The sequence below is a fragment of the Marinobacterium nitratireducens genome (genome assembly GCF_014645375.1).
Taxonomy (GTDB): Bacteria; Pseudomonadota; Gammaproteobacteria; order Pseudomonadales; family Balneatricaceae; genus Marinobacterium_A; species Marinobacterium_A nitratireducens.
Window position 1 is genome coordinate 123,218 of the sequence record NZ_BMLT01000012.1, and the last position, 18,755, is coordinate 141,972.

Consider the following 18,755-nt stretch of genomic DNA (forward strand, 5'->3'; position numbering starts at 1 on the left):
ATTTGCGCCCTTTTTCCACCTTTTGGCTCGGCAGCCTTCTGTTGCCGCCGCCTTCCTAGCTTCACAGGTACCTTTTTCTATGTCAGATGCTGGTGAACAGCTCTCCTTTGACTCCCTCGGACTGTCTGAACCGGTTCTCCGGGCGCTGGCCGACGTCGGCTACGAAAGCCCCTCCCCGATTCAGGCCGCCAGCATCCCGCACCTGATCAACGGCAAGAACCTGCTCGGCATGGCACAGACCGGCACCGGCAAGACCGCGGCCTTTGCGCTGCCGCTGCTGTCGCGTCTCGATACCAGCCGTCGCGAACCCCAGCTGCTGGTGCTGGCGCCGACGCGGGAGCTGGCCATCCAGGTGGCCGAAGCCTGCCAGACCTACGCCAAGCATCTGCCGGATTTCCACGTTCTGCCGATCTACGGCGGCCAGGCGTACGACACCCAGCTGCGGCAGCTGCGACGCGGCGCCCAGGTGATCGTCGGCACGCCGGGACGCATCATGGACCATCTGCGCCGCGGCTCGCTCAAGCTCGACAACCTGACTTCGCTGGTGCTGGACGAAGCCGACGAAATGCTGCGCATGGGCTTCATCGACGACGTCGAATGGATCCTCGAGCACACCCCGCCGACGCGCCAGATCGCACTGTTTTCGGCCACCATGCCGGCGCAGATCAAGCGCGTGGCGCAGAAATACCTGCAGGATGCCGAAGAGGTGAAAATCGCGTCCAAGACCGCGACCGCCACCACCATCACACAGAAGTACCTGCGTGTCAGCGGCCACCACAAGCTCGAGGCGCTGACCCGCATTCTCGAAATAGAATCCTTCGACGCCCTGCTGATCTTCGTGCGCACCAAGTCGAGCACCGAGGAGCTGGCCGAGAAGCTGTCGGCGCGTGGCTATGCCGCCGAGGCGCTTAACGGCGATATTTCTCAGCAGCAGCGCGAGCGCATCGTCGAGCGCCTCAAGAGCGGCAAGATCGATGTTCTGGTCGGTACCGACGTGGTTGCCCGCGGCCTCGATGTCGAGCGAATCAGCCATGTCCTGAACTACGACATCCCGTACGACACCGAATCCTACGTGCACCGAATCGGCCGTACCGGCCGCGCCGGCCGCAAGGGCGAAGCGATCCTGTTCGTGGCGCCGCGCGAAACCCGCATGCTCAACGCTATCGAAAAGGCGACCCGCCAGCCGCTGCAGCGCATGGAGCTGCCGAGCGTCGGTGCCATCAACGAAAAACGCGTCGAGCGCTTCATGCAGCGCATCACGGACACCCTCGACAGCGACGAGAGCCTGTCGCTGTATCTGGAACTGCTGAGCGACTATCAGAAAGAACACGACACCGATCCGATGCGCATCGCCGCAGCCCTGGCCGCCCTCGCCCAGGGCGAAACGCCGCTGCTGCTCGACGAGCGCGAAATCCCCGCGCCGCGCGAGATCCGGGACGATCGTCGCGACGATCGCCGCGAACGCCGGGGACCGGTCAACGTCAACCCCAACGCCCGACCGCTGAAGGACCATCCGGAAATCGCGATGAAGCGCTACGTGCTGATGGTCGGCCGCATGCATGGCGTGATGCCGAAGAACATCGTCGGCGCTATCGCCAACGAAGCCGGCATCGCCGCCAACCTGATCGGCCAGATCGATCTGTACGACGACTTCAGCACCGTCGACCTGCCGGACGGCATGTCCAAGGAAGTGATGCAGGCGCTGAAAAAGGCCTTCGTCTGCGGCCAGCGCCTGAATATCCACGCCGTCGGCGAAACACCCGAAGCGGCCCCGCGCGCCGGACGACGCCCCGGTGCCTTCAAGGGCAAGAGCAAAGGCAAGGGCACCCGACGCCCCAACAAGCCGGCGTAAACGCCGGCTCCGATAGCAAAAAGCCCGCGCGGGTTATCCCCCGCGCGGGCTTTTTTGTGGCAGTCATTCCCGCGTAAGCGGGGAACCAGAGCTGTCCGCTGTTTATGGATTCCCGCGTTCGCGGGAACGACGTTTCCCTTAGGGTGATTTGACCCCGAATTCAGATCGTATGACGCTCAATTCGTAGGGCACCTTGGGAACCTATGAACAAGTCCCAGTTGTCCTCTGCGGGTCCTGAAGCGTGCAGCTGCTAGGCGCAGTGCGCAGGCAATGGCCTTAGTCCTTGTCAAGCACTGCAACAACGCAGATGCATGCTTCAGGGCCCGCCCTGCGGGGCTTTCAGCGCGAACCGGACTCATTGTTGCAGCTTCTCGACAGGCCACCAGCATGCCTTCAAAGCTGCGCCTCGATTCCGGCTCGCGCTGAAAGCCAGAGACTCATTGGGACTTATTCATAGGTTCCCTTGAGTGTAACGAAACGTGCCGCACATCGGGCGCAGTTCGCTTCGCTCAGTGCGCCCTACGTGAATCGGCCCGGCACCAGGCTATTCGTAAACCCGCGGCACGCGCGGCGTCAGGCAGGTCAGCAGCGTATAGGGAATGGTGGAACAATGAACCGCCACTTCCGATACCGGCAACTGCTTGCCCCAGAGCTCCACGCGGTCACCGATTCCGGCACCCGGGATATCGGTGATATCGATCGTCATCATATCCATCGATACGCGACCGGCGGTGACGGTGCGCTGCCCGTTGACGACCACCGGCGTGCCGTTGGCGGCGTGGCGCGGATAGCCGTCACCATAACCCATGGCCACGGTGGCGATACGGCTTGGACGTTCACAGACGAACCCGGCGCCGTAACCGACGGCATCCCCGGGCTGCAGGTCGTGGATGGCGATAATTTCGCTGGTCAGCGTCATCGCCGCTTCCAGCCTGGCCGCCTGCTCCTGCTCGACCAGGAACGGCGTGGCGCCGTAGAGCATGAGCCCCGGTCGCAGCCAGTCACGGTGCGCTTCGGGCCACGCCAGCGTGGCCGGCGAGTTGGACAGACTGTGGGGGGCATCGATGCCTTCCACTGCGCGGTCGAAACAGGCGATCTGCTGACGGGTGGTTTCCAGATCGAGCTCGTCGGCGCAGGCAAAGTGGCTCATCAGGGTGATCTCGGCCACCTGCCCGAGCGAGCGCAGCCGGTCGTAAGTGGCGCGCAGATTTTCAGGCTCGATACCGAGACGATGCATGCCGGAATCCATTTTCAGCCAGACATTGACCGGCGCCGGCAGTTGCGCACGGGCCAGCGCTTCGACCTGATGAGGGCTGTGGATCGCGGTCCAAAGGTTGTGGCGGGCGATATACTCGAGTTCGTCCGCCTCGAAAAAGCCCTCCAGCAGCACTACCGGCTGCTCGATACCGGCGTCCCGCAGCTCGATGGCTTCCTCGATGCAGGCCACCCCGAAGGCATCGGCCTCGGCCTTGAGAGCGCCGGCTACGGCGACGGCACCATGGCCGTAGGCACCGGCCTTGATGATGGCAGCCGCGCGCGCGGCGGGCGCCTGGGATTTGGCTAAACGATAATTGTGACGAATGGCGTCCAGATCGATACTGGCGCGTGCTGCTCGGCTCATACGACTCCTCCGATGCCGACAAGCGGTAAACCCGGCATTTTTACGCCGGGTTTACGGCGCCGGGAGCAGAGCTTCCGGCAGATTGCACTGTTACTCGGTGACCATCACCGCTTCGATTTCGATATCGACGTCTTTGGGCAGCTGCTTCACCGCGTAGGCGGCGCGTGCCGGGTACGGCTCGTCGAAATAGCGCGTCATGATCTCGTTCACCTGAGCGAAGTTGGCCAGATCCGACAGCAGGATGGTCAGCTTTACGCAGTGGTTCAGGGAACCACCGGCTTCCTCGGCGACCGCCTTGAGGTTTTCGAATACGCGTACCGCCTGCGCTTCGAAGGACTCGTCAACAACTTCCATGGTCGCCGGATCCAGCGGAATCTGGCCGGACATGTAAACAGTATTGCCTACCTTGACCGCCTGGGAGTAGGGACCGATCGCCGCCGGCGCCTTGTCGGTTTTGATAACGCTGCGATTTGCCATGTCGTTTCCTTAATATGCAGATAGAACCGACCGGATACGGCCTTGCGGCTTCGCCCGCACAGCGGGCCCCGGGCCATCCGGATACGGTTGTTGGACACTTACGGGCGCAGTCCGGCGGAGGAGTCCCGAACCGCGCTCGTAAGTGTCCACGATTTAGGTCGAAAAGTCAGTCGTGGATGCGACGCAGCTGCGACAACGGAGGTCGCAGCTGCGCAGCCCAATCAGCTGGCGTAGGCGTACGGGTAGCGATCGATGCCAAGACCCGTCGGATCGATGTCGGTCTCACGGCCGCTGATCAGGTCGCTGACGAACTTCGCCGATCCCAGCGACATGGTCCAGCCCAGAGTGCCGTGGCCGGTATTGAGGTACAGGCTCGGATAACGGGTGCCGCCCAGCACCGGGGTGCCGTCCGGCGTCATCGGGCGCAGGCCGGTCCAGAATTCGGCCTTCGCCATATCGCCGCCACCACCGAACAGGTCGGAGACCACGAAGTCGACGTTGGCGCGCCGCTTCTCGGGCAGGGACAGGTCGTAACCCGCAAGCTCGGCACTGCCACCGACGCGAATCCGATCCTGGAAGCGGGTCACCGCGACCTTGTAGGTCTCGTCCATGACGGTCGATACCGGCGCACGCGACTCGTCGACGATTGGCAGGGTCAGGGAGTAACCCTTGACCGGATAGATCGGCAGGCGCATATCGACCTGCTTGGCCAGCAGCGGGCTGTAGCTGCCCAGGCAAAGCAGATAGCGGTCCGCTGTCATCACCCCGGCGCTGGTCTTGACGCCGACGATATCGCCCTTGTCGGTCAGCAGGCCATCGATCGAGGTGTTGAACAGGAACTTGACGCCAACTTCCTCGCACTTCTTGGCTAGCGCCTGGGTGAACTTGAAGCAGTCGCCGGTTTCGTCGCCCGGCAGGCGCAGGCCGCCGACGATCTTGTCCTTGACGTACTGCAGCGCCGGCTCACGCTCGGCACAGCCGTCGCGGTCGAGCACCTCGAAGGGCACGCCCAGCTCTTTCAGGACCTTGATGTCCTTGGCCGCGCCGTCGACCTGCTTCTGGGTGCGGAACAGCTGCAAGGTGCCGTTGGTGCGGTGTTCGTAGTCGATCTCGACCTCTTCGCGCAGCGCCTTGAGGCAGTCGCGACTGTATTCGGCAATACGCACCATGCGACCCTTGTTGATCTGGTACTTGCCCTCGGTGCAGTTGGCGACCATCTTGGACGTCCACTGGTAGAAGTTGTAGTCGAGGGTCGGCTTGATCATCAGCGGCGCCAGGTCCTGCATCAGCCACTTGATAGCCTTGACCGGCACACCGGGGGCCGCCCAGGGGGCGGAGTAACCGGGCGAAACCTGACCGGCGTTGGCATAGCTGGTTTCCATGGCCGCTGCGGACTGGCGATCAACTACGGTGACTTCGTGACCTGCGCGAGCGAGATACCAGGCGCTGGTGACTCCGACTACGCCGCTTCCGAGAATGAGAATGCGCATGTGCTGCCCCCTGCTTGTTGTTTGGTGGGTAACGAGAATATGTTTTGCAGTATAGGGACTTTTGCGCGGGATTTTTTTGCGTATTTAGCTATTTTGCGGTGTATTATTCTGTTTAATTAAGCATTTACGGGAGTAAATATGGCCAACAACCAGACACCTCAGAAAAAACGCAAGCTCGACCGTATCGACATGAACATCCTGCGCACGCTGCAGTTCGAGGGCCGCATCTCCTATACCGAACTGGCCGACCGTGTCGGGCTTTCGACCACACCCTGCATGGAACGGGTCAAGCGACTGGAAAAGGAAGGATACGTCGAGGGCTACTACGCCCGGATCAACCCCCAGGCCCTGGGCTACAGCATGCTGGTATTTGTCGAGATCGCGCTGTCATACCAGTCGCCGGACGCTTTCGACCGCTTCAACAAGGCGGTAACCTCCCTGCCCTACATACTCGAGTGCCACCTGGTCTCCGGCGATTCGGACTATCTGCTCAAAGCCCGCATCAGCGACATGACCGAATACCGCAAGCTGCTTGGCGAAATGCTGCTGACACTGCCCGGCGTCAAGAACTCCAAGAGCTGGATCGTGATGGAGGAAGTGAAGGAGTCCCTGGCGCTGCCGATCGATATCAACAAGCCGGGCAGTTATTGAAGTATGGTGAGGCGTGAGGCGGTTCCGTTCAGCCACGGCTCACCGACTGTCCGGCAACCCGCGCAGCCAGTCATAGAACACGCGAATGCGCGCATCCTCGAGCACCCCGGCCCGGTGCACAAGATAATAGGCGCAGCAGGAATCAACGGCCGGCAACGGCGCCACCAGCCGCCCGGACTCCAGATCGTTGTCGATCAGGCTGCCACGGGCCAGCGCCACGCCGAGACCCGCCGCCGCCGCTTCGATCGCCAGGTCTGCGCGGTTGAAATAGTGGCCTCGCGCGCTGTCCACCGTCGTCAGCCCCGCCTGATCCAGATAGTAGCGCCACTCGGCGTCCCGGGCCGCGTCGCGCCAGGGTCTGGAATCGTGCAACAGCGTCGCGTCGCGCCAGCTCGATGGATCGCGCCAGTCCCGGCCGCCGGCGTAGTCGGGACTGACAACGGGAAACAGCGTTTCCGCGAGCAAGAGCTCGGACTCGAGACCGCGGTATTCGCCAAAGCTGTAATCGATGGCCAGGTCGTACGCCTGCGGCTCGGTTTTGAGCAGAGATTCTTCTGCAAAGGTCTCGACATGGATATCGGGAAAGCGGGCGTGGAAGCGGTGCAACCGAGGTACCAGCCACTTGAACAGCAGCGACGGCGTCGAGCGGAAGCGGATCTGCCCCTCCAGCAATTGATGCTGCAGGCGTTGTACGCAGCTGTCGAGGTCCAGCAGGCAACGGTGCACCACGGCAAAAAGCTGCTGACCCTCCGCCGTCAGCCGCAGCCCCCGCGGCAACCGGTCGAAGAGCCGAAACCCCAGTTGGTCCTCGAGGTGCTTGATCTGCTGACTGACCGCCCCCGTGGTCACGCTAAGGCGCGCCGCGGCACGGGTAAAGCTGAGCTCGCCGGCGGCTGCCTCGAAGGTGCGCAGCGCAGCGAGGATCTGGGCGTTGATCATTTTCATTTCCGCCTGGGTTTGGTGCAAGTAAAGCAAACCCGGGGCTCTTTGCGAAGCACAACAACTATTTTTAAGGGATTTCGCCAGCGATCACTTTAGCCGGTCTATAGTCAACTATAAAAAGAATGCATTGTGGCCTGCGGACACCGAATCCAGAATACCGCCCCATCAAAAAGAAGGGTTTGGGGATGGCAACAGCGAACGGGAACTCAGTGAAACAACAGCTTTCAGAGGCCAGCCCCCTGTTCTGGCATAACCCGGCATGCGCGCCCTGCCAGCCGGCAGAGGATGCCGAACTCGTTGCGGCCTGCGCGCGCCTCGAGCGTTGCGCCCCGCTTCTCGCCGAACTGTTTCCGGAACTCGCTTCCGAAGGCGGCCTGATCGAGTCGCCTCTGCTTGAGCTGCCAACGCTCAGGCAGCAAATGGGCATTACCGGGCGCCTGTTGCTGAAAGCGGACCATGCCCTGCCGATTGCCGGCTCGGTCAAGGCCCGGGGCGGTTTTCACGAGGTGCTCTGCCATGCCGAACAGCTGGCGCTGTCCGCGGGCCTGCTGCGCGATATCGCCGACGACTACCGCCGCCTGGCCTCGGACGAGGCGCGCCGCCTGTTCGGCAAGCACAGCCTGGTGGTCGCGAGCACCGGCAACCTGGGGCTCAGCATCGGCATGATCGGCGCGGCCCTCGGGTTCCGGACCCAGGTACACATGTCGAGCGACGCCAAGGCGTGGAAGAAAAAGCGCCTGCGCGATCGCGGTGTCGAAGTGATCGAGCACGAAAGCGACTACAGTGCTGCGGTCGCCTCAGGGCGGGCTGCAACCGCTGCCGACCCACTCGGCTACTTCGTCGACGACGAGAACAGCCCGCGCCTGTTCTTCGGCTACGCCGTGGCCGCGCTGCGGCTGAAGCGCCAGCTCGACGAAGCCGGTATCCGCGTCGACGCCGATCACCCGCTGCTGGTCTATATACCCTGCGGTGTTGGCGGCGCACCCGGTGGCATCTGTTACGGCCTGCGCCGCCTCTTCGGCGATGCCGTGCACTGCTACTTTGCCGAGCCCGTCGCAGCGCCCTCGGTACTGCTGGGTCTGCTCGACCCGGCGATCCCCTCGGTTTACGACATCGGCCTCGACTGCCGCACCGAAGCGGACGGCCTGGCAGTCGGCCGTGCCTCGGAATGGGTCTGCGAACGGGTCCGCGCTGACGTGGATGGCGTCTTCACCGTCAGCGACGAAAGCCTGTTCCGTGACCTTTACCGTCTCCACCGGGCCGAGAACATCGCGGTCGAGCCCTCCGCGGCCGCGGGTATCCAGGGGCCGGCACGCCTAATGCATGAAATAGCTGAACAGCGCGGCAGCCCAGCCCTGCAAGGCCATCTCGGAAGGGTCACCCACATCGTCTGGAGCACCGGCGGACGACTGGTTCCGGACGTAGAGTTTGAAAAATTTCTCAAAAGAGCAGAAATTGCTTTAAAGGAAACAAACTATCACTAAAATAGACCTGGTTTCTCACAGGAAACAGATACTGATCGGCCGGCCCGACGCGCAACCGCGACGGGGATGGTCGGGGGTTGTCCCCCCTCGCTGATCGCCGGGGGATGCACACTCATCGGTTCCCCATCCGGAACCGCATGAAAACAATAACAAGCTGGAGGTTTCCGCATAATGGAGTCGATCACGTCAATCATCGGTGCGATAAACGGTATCGTCTGGGGCCCAATGATGCTGGTCCTGATACTGGGTGTCGGGCTGTTCCTGTCCCTGGGACTGCGCCTGATGCCAATTCTGAGGCTCGGTACCGGTTTCAAGTTGCTGTGGCGGGGCCGCAAGGCCGCCAGCGATGAAGAGTCCGCCGGGGAAATCTCCCCCTTCCAGGCCCTGATGACGGCCCTTTCGGCCACCGTGGGTACCGGCAACATTGCCGGTGTCGCCACCGCCGTTTTCCTCGGCGGCCCCGGGGCCCTGTTCTGGATGTGGATCACCGCACTGGTGGGCATGGCCACCAAGTATTCCGAAGCCGTACTGGCGGTCAAATACCGTGAAGTCGACGAAGAAGGCAACCACGTCGGCGGACCGATGTACTACATCAAGAACGGACTCGGCCGTAAATGGGGCTGGCTCGGCATGGCCTTCGCGATCTTCGGCGCCTGCGCCGGCTTCGGCATCGGCAATACGGTGCAGTCCAACTCCATCGCCAGCGTCATGGAGTCCAACTTCGGCCTGCCGACCTGGATCAGCGGCGTTATCGCCATGGTGCTGGTAGGCGCCGTCCTGATCGGCGGTATTCGCCGTATCGGCCACGTCGCCGGCGCCCTGGTACCGGTCATGGCGGTCTCCTATATCGCTGCGGGCCTGGTGGTCCTGGCGATCAACGCCGATCAGATCCCACACGCCTTCAACCTGATCTTCACCCATGCCTTCAGCCCGATTGCCGCCGAGGGTGGTTTCGCCGGTGCTGCGGTCTGGGCTGCGATCCGCTTCGGTGTCGCCCGCGGCATCTTCTCCAACGAAGCGGGCCTGGGCTCCGCGCCGATCGCGCATGCCGCGGCGCAGAACAAGAGCCCGGTGCGTCAGGGTCTGGTGGCGATGCTCGGAACCTTCATCGACACCATCATGATCTGCACCATCACCGGCCTCGTAATCGTCACCTCCGGCACCTGGACCAGCGGTGAATCCGGTGCGGCTCTGACATCCGCGGCCTTTGCCGAAGCACTGCCCGGCGTTGGCAACTACCTGGTCGCCATTGCACTGGCCATTTTCGCCTTCACCACCATCATCGGCTGGTCTTTCTACGGCGAGCGCTGCGTCGAGTACATTTTCGGGGTCAAGGCCATCGCGCCCTACCGTATACTCTGGATCCTGGCCATTCCGGCCGGTGCTGTCCTGAGCCTCGACTTCATCTGGCTTCTCGCCGACACTCTCAACGCCTTCATGGCGATCCCCAACCTGATCGCCCTGGCGCTGCTGAGCCCCGTGGTATTCCAGATCACCCGCGAGTTCTTTGCCAACAACAAGGACCTCTAAGCGGTACCGATGAAAAGGGCCGGCAAATTCGCCGGCCCTTTTTTTTAAAGCTCTACCCCCGCGTCTCCGACCGCGGGGCCGTACTGCACCTTTACCCGCTGCGGCAGCTCGGGATCGAAGGCGCACATCAGCCGCACGCCGGCATTGTCGAGATAATATTCCAGTATGCCGTCACGGCGGGAACGCCAGCGCACATGGGTAAGCTCATCCTCGTCCCAGTACGACCACCAGCGCGGATCCCACTGCGCTGCCCGGGCGAACCCGACGGCGCAGTTGCGCTGGGCTCGCTCGCTGAATCGCTCGCCCCAGCACTCGAGATCCTTGCGACACTCTATCTCTTCGAGCCGGTACGATTGCGACTTGAGCCTGGCGATACACTGACTGACCACCAGAGGATTCATGTTCCGCTGGCAATCGCGAATGCTCTGCTCGCTGACCGCCTGGGCCTGAAACGGCATCCAACCGAGGGCGCCCAGCAGCGACGCCGCTATCCATCCGTATCCTTTCATCGACGAAGATCCATAATGTTTTCAGCAGTGTAGCTGAAAAAGAAGGTTACCAGTAACCAGTTGCCAGAGGCAGACAGCGCCGCTGTCAATGCTTGGCACCTTGGCGTACAGCGTCGATGCTGTTTAAGGTCCACTCCAAACTCACCTTCCGTTTCCGCAACCCCGTCATCCGCTTATAATGGCGCCCGGTTTCAATTTGCGGAAACGCCGATGCAACGACTCGACATGCTTCTCGTGGACCGGGGTGACGCCAGCTCCCGCACCCACGCCCAGCGGCTCATAAAGGACGGCCGGGTAAAAGCCCGTATCGGCGCTACCTGGCAGGCCATCACCAAGCCCGGTCTCAAGCTGGCAGCGGACACGCCCCTCGAGGTGACGCCTGACCCGCAGGACCGCTTTGTGTCCCGCGGCGCACTCAAGCTGCAGGGCGCGCTGGAGCGCTGCCGGATCGAGGTACGCGATCGCGTCGCCATCGATGTCGGCCAGTCCACCGGCGGTTTTACCGATTGCCTGCTGCAGGCCGGCGCCGCCCGGGTTGTCGGTATCGAGGTCGGCCACGATCAGCTGGACGCCCGTCTGCGTCAGGACCCACGCGTACTCTGCTACGAAGGCATGAATGCCCGCGAACTGCCTGCCGGGGAACTGCTGGCCCACTGCCGGGACGACCTGGGCTTCGACCTGGCAGTGATGGACGTGTCGTTCATTTCCCAGACCAAGATACTGCCGTCCCTGGCGCCGCTGATCCGGCCGGGCGGTCTTCTGGTCAGCCTGGTCAAGCCGCAGTTCGAAGTCGGACCCGGCGGCATCGGCAAAGGCGGCATCGTACGCGACGAAAGCCTGTACGCACAGGTTGAGCGCGATATCCGGGACTGTTGCGAAGCCCTCGGCCTGCGCGTGCGGGACTATTTCCCGAGCCCCATCAAGGGCGGCGATGGCAATACCGAATTTCTTCTGCAGGCGGAAAAAGCCGATGACTGAAAACAGCAAGGTCGAATTGAAGCGCGAGATCGAACAGCCCGTCGCCTGCGCGGTGGACTATCTCGCCCAGGAAAGCGGACTGCCGAAGAAGCGACTCAAGGATGCCATGGTGCGCGGCGCCGTCTGGCTGATACGCGGCGGTCAGGAGCGCCGGCTGCGACGTGCCACCAGTCCGCTGCGCAAGGGTGACCGGGTCGAGCTGTACTACGATCCGGCCCTGCTCGCGCTCAAGCCTCCCCGCCTCAACTGCATCGAAGACCGGATGGGCTACAGCCTCTGGTACAAGACCGCCGGCGTGATGTCTCAGGGAACCCGCTTCGGTGACCATATGTCGCTGCCCCGCATCGCCGAAACGGCGTTCGAGAACAAGCGCGAAGTCTTTCCGGTACACAGGCTGGACCGCGAGACACGCGGCCTGATGCTGCTCGCCCACAACCGCAAGATGGCGGCGCAGCTATCCCGCCTGTTTCAGGAAGGCGCCATCGAAAAAGGCTACCAGGCGGTGGTACTCGGCGAGGCGCCGTTGTCGGGCTGCATCGACAGGCCGCTGGACGGCAAGTCGGCGACGACCCGCTTCGAACGGCTGGAATACGACCCGGTGCGCAATACCAGCCTGCTGGAGATTCGTATCGAACATGGCCGTACACACCAGATTCGACGCCACCTGGATTCGATCGGCCATCCGGTCATGGGCGACCCCCGCTACGGCCAGGGCAACAAGAACCGGGAAGGCTTGCTGCTGGTTGCTCACAGCCTCAGGTTCATCTGCCCGATGCGCCGGCAAGCGGTGGACTGGACGCTGCCGCAGCCATTCGTCGGCAGTGACAGTTCCAAAAGCTCGTAAACGCTTTGGCTGGAGCGGGTACACCAGCATGTGAACACGCGGGAATCATTAAGAAATCTGCCATTGCATCGCCAAACCCATGCTACCCGGCCGGATACCTCTGCAGCTAGCCGGCATTACTCTCCGACCAGTTGCTCGAGCATCCAGCGCCCCTGCTCGGGTGCCAGACGCTCTACCAGTTCCGGCAGTGCCTCGCGCAACTGCTCGGCGAGGGTCCAGGGCGGGTTGATCATGAACAGGCCGCTCGAGGTCATACCGTAGCCATCGCTGTCCGGCGCCAGCCCCAGCTCGGTCTGCCACAGGTTGCGGATACCCCCGCGGCACAGACCTCTCGCCATCTCGTCGATGCGCGGGCGCGCCACCACCGGGTACCAGATCAGACAGGTCATTGCGGGAAAGCGCCTATAGCCCTCAAGCACAGCGCGAACCACCCGCTGATAGTCTTCCTTCTGCTCATAGGGCGGATCGATCAGGACCAGCGCCCGCCGCGAGGGTGGCGGCAACAGCGCCTTGAGGCTGGCGAAGCCGTCACTGCCCTCGACGCGCACGCGCCGGTCGGATGCGAAATTGCGCCCGAGCAGCTCACGGTCGGACGGGTGCAGTTCGAAAAGCCGCAGGCGGTCCTGCGGGCGCAGCAGCTGCGCGGCGATCACAGGCGAGCCGGGATAGTACGCCAGCCTGCCGTCGGGATTGAGCCCGTCCAGCACCTGCATCAGCGGCGCCAGCGCCTCGATCTTGCCATCCCCCCAGAGGCGCCCAATGCCATCGCGATACTCCGCCTTTTTCTGCGCCATCGCATCACCAAGGCGGTAACCGCCGGCTCCGGCGTGGGTATCGAGGTAGAGCAACCCCTTGTCCTTGCGGATCATGTACTCCAGTGTCCGGGCGAGTACGAGGTGCTTGAGAACGTCGGCATAGTTGCCGGCATGATAGGCGTGGCGATAACTCAGCATCGGGGTTCCGACCAGAAAGAAATAGGCGCCAGCATACGCCGACGCCCGCCGTACCGCCAGCCCCGCTGGCAGAACCCTAATTTCAGTGACCCGCCGGCAGCGGCACTATCAACACCGGACGGTCACTGTGCTGCATCACGCGCTGGGCACTGGATCCGAGGAACATCTTCGACAGCGCCGAGTGGGTACGGGTACCCATGACAATGATGTCGGCGTCGATATCGCCGGCGGACTTCAGAATCATCTCCTCGACATTGCCCTTTTCGACGCGCACATCGGGCTTGCCCTGCGGAAACTCGACGCCTTCGGGCAACTCCTCGGTCCAGAAGCTTTCGATACGACCGACCATCTGGCTTTTCAGCTGCTCGGTGCCGCTGCGGCGCATTTCCTCCAGCACCTTGGGTTCGAAGTAGGTTTCGATCACCGCCTCTGCCGACGGGCTCATCGCCTCGATAACGTGAAGAAAGGTAATCTTGGCATGGTGCTCCGATGCCAGTTTGACCGCCATGCGAAAAGCGGGTCTGGAATTCTCGCCGAGATCGGAGGCGTAAAGAATGTGTTTGATTTCCGGCAACATGGTGTCTCTCCTTTGTTTAACGTCATGTCCTTGGCGCATTATTGCGGACCTGGCCACGGAAAACGTGAATCCAGATCAAGGGAAGCTGCAAACAGTTAGCAATCGCCCTCCTTTTAAGTTCAGTCTTCGGCCAGTGCCCTCTCGAGCGCAAACTCCGCATCCGCCGCCTGCTCGGGCGTAAGGCTGTTACCGCGTGACAACAGCCGCCTCGCCAGGCTGTGGTCGCGCGGCGCATTGATCGAATCGACGGCCAGCAGACGCCCGTTTCGAAACGAAAACAGCGAGAAACGATCCTTGGCGGGATCACCGCGCAGCACTTCCCTGTCCCGCCCGAGGGAAAGCCCCGCCATCTGCAGCCGCACGTCATACTGATGCGACCAGAACCAGGGCAGAGCATCGTAGGGACACGACTCTCCGGTCAGTGCTTTTGCCAGTGCCGCGGCCTGGTCGGTCGCGTTCTGAACCGATTCCAGCCGCACCCTGCAGCCTAGCCTGCGATCGGGATGACTGGCGCAGTCGCCGGCGGCAAAGATATCGCTATCGGAGGTACTTCCGAACTCGTCCACCGCGATGCCGTTGTCGCACTCCAGGCCGCAGGCGCTCGCCAGTTCCTGGTTCGGCTGCACGCCGATGCCCGCGACCACCAGATCCGCCGCCAGCGTCTCTTTGCCGCTGGTGACCAGAGCCGATACCCGGCCCTGGCTGCCGTCGATCCGCTCGAGCTGGCAGTCAAGACGCACCTCGACCCCATGTCGTCGATGCAATGAAGCGAAATAATCCGACATCGACGGTGTCAGCGCCCGCGCCATCAGGCGCTCCTGCGCCTCCAGCACCAGCACCTCGACGCCGCGCTCGCGCGCGACCGCCGCCACTTCGAGTCCGATGAAACCGCCTCCGACCACCGCCAGCCTGCGGCTGCGCTCAAACCGTGATTTCAACGCCCTTGCATCGGCCAGGGTGTGCAGGTAACAGACACCGTCCAGATCGCTGCCAGGCACCTGCAAGCGCCGTACCCGCGCCCCGGTGGTCAGTACCAGCCTGTCATAGACGAAAGCCTCGCCGCTTTCCGCCACCACGCGATGCCCGTTCCTGTCGATCGTCGCCGCCCGAATCCCGGCCAGGAAGCGCACACCGGCCCGGTCGTAAAAACTCTGCGGCCGAACACCCAGCCGCTTCTCGTCGTAGTCGCCCTGCAGGAACTCCTTCGACAGCGGCGGGCGCTGATAGGGCAATTCCGGCTCCTCCCCGAGCAACAGAATGGAGCCGCGCCAGCCAAGGCGATGCAACGCCTGAAGCAACTGCGCTGCAGCCTGCCCTGCGCCCACCACGATCAGATCGTATCGCCGCTCCGCCATCACCTCGGTCCTGCCTGCGCTCTTAGTACTGGGTATCGGGAATCTGCACGACAAGGCCCTCGAGCTCCGGCCCTACGGTGAGCTGGCAGCTCAGGCGACTGCTGGGTTTGCGCTCGGCCGCGACCAGCTCCAGCATATCCTGTTCATCCTCGGCAGGTTCGCCAACCTCGCCCGATACCACGTAGACGTGACAGGTGGCGCAGCTGCACTCACCACCACACTGCGCCACGATACCGTCAATGTCATTGTTGATAGCCCCTTCCATGACGCTCCAGCCATCGGGCACGTCCAGTTCATGACGCTTTCCGTCGGGTTCCAGGTAGGTAATCCTTGCCATAACGTCTCCTCGGCGCATCGTTTCGATAAGTGTAGTTGCAACTCGCGGCTTGTAACCACGGCGTCCCTGACATAGAATGCGCCTCGCTCTTGGGGGAGTAATCTTCCGGTCGCTGCGGCGACCGGAGCGGCTGTCAACAGACTTAAGCCTCATGCTTATGGCAGTCGCGTCCTGTGGGATTGATGAGACCTGAGACACGACAGACTGCTCCTGGCGGGCCGGTCTGCTGTGTCTTGGTTCGTCTGAATCAGCCCGCCGAGGATTATATCGACCATGGAAGCCCTGCTGTCCTCCACCTTCGCTGTCGCCATCGCCGAAATCGGCGACAAGACCCAGTTGCTGTCGCTGTTTCTGGCCGCCCGCTTCGTGCACCGCCTGCCCATCATCGCCGGTATCCTGGTTGCGACCCTGTTAAACCATGCCCTGTCCGCCTGGTTGGGCGCCTGGATCGGTGAATGGCTGCCGCCACACTGGCTGCCCTGGATCGTCGGCCTGAGTTTCATTGCCGTCGCCCTCTGGGTGCTGATTCCCGACAAGGAAGACGACGACGAGACCGGCGTGCTGCGCTATGGCGCCTTCGTCGCCACCTGCATCCTGTTCTTCATCGCCGAGATCGGCGACAAGACCCAGGTCGCCACCGTCGTGCTGGCTGCGCGCTTCGACGCAACCACCTGGGTTGTGATCGGCACGACCCTGGGCATGCTGGCCGCCAACGTGCCCGTCGTGTATGCCGGACGCTGGCTAATGCAGCGCCTGCCGCTCGTCTGGGCCAGACGCAGCGCCTGCGCGCTCTTTGCAGTGCTCGGCATCACCACCATACTCTTACCGTACTGATCGCTTTTGCGATAATGCGACCTGCGCCGGGTGTCGACACCCGGCCTTATGAAATAAATTTACAAATCAAGGTTAACGAGCCCTGAAATATTTGTAATAGTTACGTAAATTAACAACAATAAACTCCGTAACAGCCATTACAACAACAAGGAGCGCGTCATGCCCCACATCTCCGATTCCGATGCCTGGCAATTTCTGCAGCAGCACGCCGAGCAGATCCGGGATGTCCACCTTCGCGACCTTTTCGCGCAGGACCCGAATCGCTTCGAAAAGTACTCGCTGCAGGTGCAGAACATCCTGCTCGACTACTCGAAAAACCCGGTGACCGACGAAACGCTGCAAGGGCTGCTGAAGCTGGCCAGGGCGGCCGGCATCGAGAACTGGCGCGAACGGATGTTCCATGGCGACCGCATCAATTCCACCGAATCCCGCGCGGTTCTGCACACCGCACTGCGCAATCGCACCAACACCCCGGTTTACCTCGACGGCGAAAACGTGATGGACGCGGTCAACCGCGAACTTACGCGTATGAAGAGCTTCGTCAACGCGGTACGCAAGGGACAGTGGCGCGGCTATTCGGGCAAACGCATCACCGACGTGGTCAATATCGGCATCGGCGGCTCCGACCTCGGTCCGCGAATGGTGACCCAGGCGCTGAAGCCCTACGCCGACGATCGCATCAAGGTGCACTTCGTCTCCAACGTCGATGGCGTCGAGATCGCCAACGTTCTGCGTCCGCTCAATCCCGAACGGGTGCTGTTCGTGGTGGCGTCCAAGACGTTCACCACCAGCGAAACCATGACCAACGCCCAGACGGCGCGAAACTGGCTGATGTCGTCGGCCTTCGACGAACGCGCCGTCGCCAAGCATTTCGTCGCGGTATCCAGCAACACCGACGCCATCAAGGCCTTCGGCATCCGCCGCGAAAACAGTTTCCAGATGTGGGACTGGGTCGGCGGCCGCTTCTCGCTGTGGTCCGCCATCGGCCTGCCGATCGCTCTGTACCTGGGGTTTCGCCAGTTCGAGGAACTCCTCACCGGCGCCCACGAGATGGACATCCACTTCCGCGACCAGCCGCTGGAAAAAAACGCGCCTGTGCTGCTGGCGCTGATGGGTATCTGGAACAACAACTTCCTCGGGCGGCCATCCCACGCCATCCTGCCCTATGACTGGCCACTGGCTCGCTTCGCCGCTTACCTGCAACAGGCGGAGATGGAGAGTAACGGCAAGTCGGTCAACCGCCACGGCGAGCCGGTGCCCTACGCCACGGGCTCCATCATCTGGGGAGCGCTGGGCATAGACGGCCAGCACGCGTTCTACCAGTATCTGCACCAGAGCAACACCGTGGTGCCGGCGGACTTCATCGGCTCGATCGAAAGCAGCACCCCGGTCCGGGGCCACCACGAGAACCTGATGGCCAACTTCTTCGCCCAGACCGAGGCGCTGATGAACGGCATCAGCGAGGAAGAGGTGCGCCGTGACCTCGAAGGGCGCGGGCTGCAACCCGAGATGATCGACAAGCTGGTGCCGCACAAGGTGCACAAGGGCGACCGACCCACCAACGCCCTGCTGCTGGAGCGGCTCGACCCCCGCACCCTGGGCGCACTGATAGCGCTCTACGAGCACAAAATCTTCGTTCAGGGCGTTATCTGGGATATCTGTTCCTTCGACCAGTGGGGCGTGGAGCTGGGCAAAACACTGGCCAGGCAGATTCTGCCGGAACTCACCGGCGACGAGCTGTCGGATGGCCACGATGGCTCGACCCGCAACCTGATCCAGTACTTCAAAGCCCGCCGCCGCAAATTGGCCGAGGCCGCGAATTGAGGTTTCCATGCAGCAGAAACTGATCACCATGCCAGGGCGCAAGCGCATCGCGCTGATCGCCCACGACAACATGAAACAGGAACTCGGTGACTGGGCGCAGCAGAATCTCGAGCGACTGCGCCGGCACCGCCTGGTCGCCACCGGCACCACCGGCCACCTGCTCGAGCGCAACCTCGGCATCGAAATCGACAAACTGATCAGCGGTCCGCTCGGCGGCGATCAGCAAATCGGCTCGATGCTGTCCGATCAAAGCATCGACGTGGTGATCTTCTTCTGGGATCCCTTCGAGCCGATGCCGCATGACCCGGACGTCAAGGCACTGCTGCGCGTCGCCGCGGTGTGGAACGTGCCGGTCGCCTGCAACCGCAGCTCGGCGGACTTCCTCATAAGTTCGCCGCTGATGGACAGCGCCCACCCGTACCGGGTACCGGACTACGAGGCGTATATCCGTGAGCGCACCGGAGATTCCGGGGAGGCAGGCGACTGAGACCTCACGT

At 62.5% G+C, this 18,755-nt stretch carries 18 protein-coding genes; 9 read left to right on the forward strand and 9 right to left on the reverse strand.

Going from position 1 to position 18,755, the window contains the following annotated elements; genetic code table 11:
* Positions 1-79: 79 nt before the first annotated feature.
* On the forward strand, positions 80-1,852 hold the full coding sequence (locus IEX85_RS20090; protein ID WP_188862414.1) for a DEAD/DEAH box helicase: 1,773 nt from the start codon (positions 80-82) through the stop codon (positions 1,850-1,852).
* A 544-nt stretch (positions 1,853-2,396) separates the two neighbouring features.
* On the opposite strand, the gene alr is transcribed toward IEX85_RS20090, so the two are convergent.
* From alr to IEX85_RS20105, 3 genes are all read right to left on the reverse strand, one after another.
* Positions 2,397-3,473, reverse strand: a complete 1,077-nt coding sequence (gene alr / locus IEX85_RS20095; protein WP_188862415.1) for an alanine racemase — start codon at positions 3,471-3,473, stop codon at positions 2,397-2,399.
* Positions 3,474-3,563: 90 nt separating this feature from the next.
* A complete protein-coding gene (ridA, locus tag IEX85_RS20100; RefSeq protein ID WP_188862416.1) occupies positions 3,564-3,950 on the reverse strand; it encodes a deaminase RidA in 387 nt (128 codons plus the stop codon).
* A gap of 221 nt (positions 3,951-4,171) precedes the next feature.
* Positions 4,172-5,440, reverse strand: coding sequence for a D-amino acid dehydrogenase (locus IEX85_RS20105; protein WP_188862417.1), 1,269 nt, complete (start codon positions 5,438-5,440; stop codon positions 4,172-4,174).
* Positions 5,441-5,578: 138 nt separating this feature from the next.
* Here IEX85_RS20105 and IEX85_RS20110 point away from each other — a divergent pair, with 138 nt between their 5' ends.
* Entirely contained in the window at positions 5,579-6,091 is a 513-nt protein-coding gene (locus IEX85_RS20110; protein WP_188862418.1) for an Lrp/AsnC ligand binding domain-containing protein, read from the forward strand.
* A 39-nt stretch (positions 6,092-6,130) separates the two neighbouring features.
* Here IEX85_RS20110 and IEX85_RS20115 read toward each other — a convergent pair whose 3' ends face one another.
* A complete protein-coding gene (locus tag IEX85_RS20115) occupies positions 6,131-7,030 on the reverse strand; it encodes a LysR substrate-binding domain-containing protein (protein ID WP_188862419.1) in 900 nt (299 codons plus the stop codon).
* A gap of 212 nt (positions 7,031-7,242) precedes the next feature.
* On the opposite strand from IEX85_RS20115, the gene dsdA reads away from it, so the two are divergent.
* Positions 7,243-8,517, forward strand: a complete 1,275-nt coding sequence (gene dsdA, locus IEX85_RS20120) for a D-serine ammonia-lyase (protein WP_229722028.1) — start codon at positions 7,243-7,245, stop codon at positions 8,515-8,517.
* 171 nt (positions 8,518-8,688) lie between these two features.
* Positions 8,689-10,047, forward strand: coding sequence for an alanine/glycine:cation symporter family protein (locus IEX85_RS20125; RefSeq protein WP_188862421.1), 1,359 nt, complete (start codon positions 8,689-8,691; stop codon positions 10,045-10,047).
* A gap of 44 nt (positions 10,048-10,091) precedes the next feature.
* On the opposite strand, the gene IEX85_RS20130 is transcribed toward IEX85_RS20125, so the two are convergent.
* Entirely contained in the window at positions 10,092-10,556 is a 465-nt protein-coding gene (locus IEX85_RS20130; protein WP_188862422.1) for a hypothetical protein, read from the reverse strand.
* A 210-nt stretch (positions 10,557-10,766) separates the two neighbouring features.
* Between IEX85_RS20130 and IEX85_RS20135 the strand changes: the two genes are divergently transcribed.
* Together IEX85_RS20135 and IEX85_RS20140 are read left to right on the forward strand one after the other, a co-directional pair.
* Positions 10,767-11,534, forward strand: a complete 768-nt coding sequence (locus IEX85_RS20135; protein ID WP_188862423.1) for a TlyA family RNA methyltransferase — start codon at positions 10,767-10,769, stop codon at positions 11,532-11,534.
* Complete coding sequence (locus IEX85_RS20140) at positions 11,527-12,378, forward strand: RluA family pseudouridine synthase (RefSeq protein ID WP_188862424.1); 852 nt, start codon at positions 11,527-11,529, stop codon at positions 12,376-12,378. Before IEX85_RS20135 ends, IEX85_RS20140 begins: the two co-directional genes overlap by 8 nt.
* A gap of 116 nt (positions 12,379-12,494) precedes the next feature.
* On the opposite strand, the gene IEX85_RS20145 is transcribed toward IEX85_RS20140, so the two are convergent.
* The 4 genes from IEX85_RS20145 to IEX85_RS20160 form a co-directional block, all read right to left on the reverse strand.
* Positions 12,495-13,331, reverse strand: a complete 837-nt coding sequence (locus IEX85_RS20145) for a 23S rRNA (adenine(2030)-N(6))-methyltransferase RlmJ (protein WP_188862425.1) — start codon at positions 13,329-13,331, stop codon at positions 12,495-12,497.
* Positions 13,332-13,413: 82 nt separating this feature from the next.
* Positions 13,414-13,908, reverse strand: a complete 495-nt coding sequence (locus IEX85_RS20150) for a universal stress protein (RefSeq protein WP_188862426.1) — start codon at positions 13,906-13,908, stop codon at positions 13,414-13,416.
* Positions 13,909-14,027: 119 nt separating this feature from the next.
* Positions 14,028-15,263 carry an NAD(P)/FAD-dependent oxidoreductase gene (locus IEX85_RS20155; protein WP_188862427.1) on the reverse strand — a complete coding sequence of 412 codons (1,236 nt, stop codon included), beginning with the start codon at positions 15,261-15,263 and terminating at the stop codon, positions 14,028-14,030.
* Between the two features lie 22 nt (positions 15,264-15,285).
* Positions 15,286-15,600: a 2Fe-2S iron-sulfur cluster-binding protein gene (locus IEX85_RS20160; RefSeq protein ID WP_188862428.1), complete on the reverse strand. Its 315-nt coding sequence runs from the start codon at positions 15,598-15,600 to the stop codon at positions 15,286-15,288.
* Between the two features lie 273 nt (positions 15,601-15,873).
* Here IEX85_RS20160 and IEX85_RS20165 point away from each other — a divergent pair, with 273 nt between their 5' ends.
* The 3 genes from IEX85_RS20165 to IEX85_RS20175 all read left to right on the forward strand — a co-directional run bounded on the left by IEX85_RS20165 (position 15,874) and on the right by IEX85_RS20175 (position 18,745).
* The gene (locus IEX85_RS20165) at positions 15,874-16,434 is read left to right on the forward strand and encodes a TMEM165/GDT1 family protein (RefSeq protein ID WP_188862429.1); all 561 of its coding nucleotides are present in this window, start codon (positions 15,874-15,876) and stop codon (positions 16,432-16,434) included.
* A 159-nt stretch (positions 16,435-16,593) separates the two neighbouring features.
* A complete protein-coding gene (pgi, locus tag IEX85_RS20170; RefSeq protein ID WP_188862430.1) occupies positions 16,594-18,258 on the forward strand; it encodes a glucose-6-phosphate isomerase in 1,665 nt (554 codons plus the stop codon).
* Positions 18,259-18,265: 7 nt separating this feature from the next.
* Positions 18,266-18,745, forward strand: a complete 480-nt coding sequence (locus tag IEX85_RS20175) for a methylglyoxal synthase (RefSeq protein ID WP_188862431.1) — start codon at positions 18,266-18,268, stop codon at positions 18,743-18,745.
* The last annotated feature ends 10 nt before the right edge of the window (positions 18,746-18,755 follow it).

Bases quoted from the DNA above. Each gene is read 5' to 3' on its own strand.
- IEX85_RS20090 (WP_188862414.1), top strand. From the start codon at position 80: ATGTCAGATGCTGGTGAACAGCTCTCCTTTGACTCCCTCGGACTGTCT.
- alr (WP_188862415.1), bottom strand. From the start codon at position 3,473: ATGAGCCGAGCAGCACGCGCCAGTATCGATCTGGACGCCATTCGTCAC.
- ridA (WP_188862416.1), bottom strand. From the start codon at position 3,950: ATGGCAAATCGCAGCGTTATCAAAACCGACAAGGCGCCGGCGGCGATC.
- IEX85_RS20105 (WP_188862417.1), bottom strand. From the start codon at position 5,440: ATGCGCATTCTCATTCTCGGAAGCGGCGTAGTCGGAGTCACCAGCGCC.
- IEX85_RS20110 (WP_188862418.1), top strand. From the start codon at position 5,579: ATGGCCAACAACCAGACACCTCAGAAAAAACGCAAGCTCGACCGTATC.
- IEX85_RS20115 (WP_188862419.1), bottom strand. From the start codon at position 7,030: ATGATCAACGCCCAGATCCTCGCTGCGCTGCGCACCTTCGAGGCAGCC.
- IEX85_RS20125 (WP_188862421.1), top strand. From the start codon at position 8,689: ATGGAGTCGATCACGTCAATCATCGGTGCGATAAACGGTATCGTCTGG.
- IEX85_RS20130 (WP_188862422.1), bottom strand. From the start codon at position 10,556: ATGAAAGGATACGGATGGATAGCGGCGTCGCTGCTGGGCGCCCTCGGT.
- IEX85_RS20135 (WP_188862423.1), top strand. From the start codon at position 10,767: ATGCAACGACTCGACATGCTTCTCGTGGACCGGGGTGACGCCAGCTCC.
- IEX85_RS20140 (WP_188862424.1), top strand. From the start codon at position 11,527: ATGACTGAAAACAGCAAGGTCGAATTGAAGCGCGAGATCGAACAGCCC.
- IEX85_RS20145 (WP_188862425.1), bottom strand. From the start codon at position 13,331: ATGCTGAGTTATCGCCACGCCTATCATGCCGGCAACTATGCCGACGTT.
- IEX85_RS20150 (WP_188862426.1), bottom strand. From the start codon at position 13,908: ATGTTGCCGGAAATCAAACACATTCTTTACGCCTCCGATCTCGGCGAG.
- IEX85_RS20155 (WP_188862427.1), bottom strand. From the start codon at position 15,263: ATGGCGGAGCGGCGATACGATCTGATCGTGGTGGGCGCAGGGCAGGCT.
- IEX85_RS20160 (WP_188862428.1), bottom strand. From the start codon at position 15,600: ATGGCAAGGATTACCTACCTGGAACCCGACGGAAAGCGTCATGAACTG.
- IEX85_RS20165 (WP_188862429.1), top strand. From the start codon at position 15,874: ATGGAAGCCCTGCTGTCCTCCACCTTCGCTGTCGCCATCGCCGAAATC.
- pgi (WP_188862430.1), top strand. From the start codon at position 16,594: ATGCCCCACATCTCCGATTCCGATGCCTGGCAATTTCTGCAGCAGCAC.
- IEX85_RS20175 (WP_188862431.1), top strand. From the start codon at position 18,266: ATGCAGCAGAAACTGATCACCATGCCAGGGCGCAAGCGCATCGCGCTG.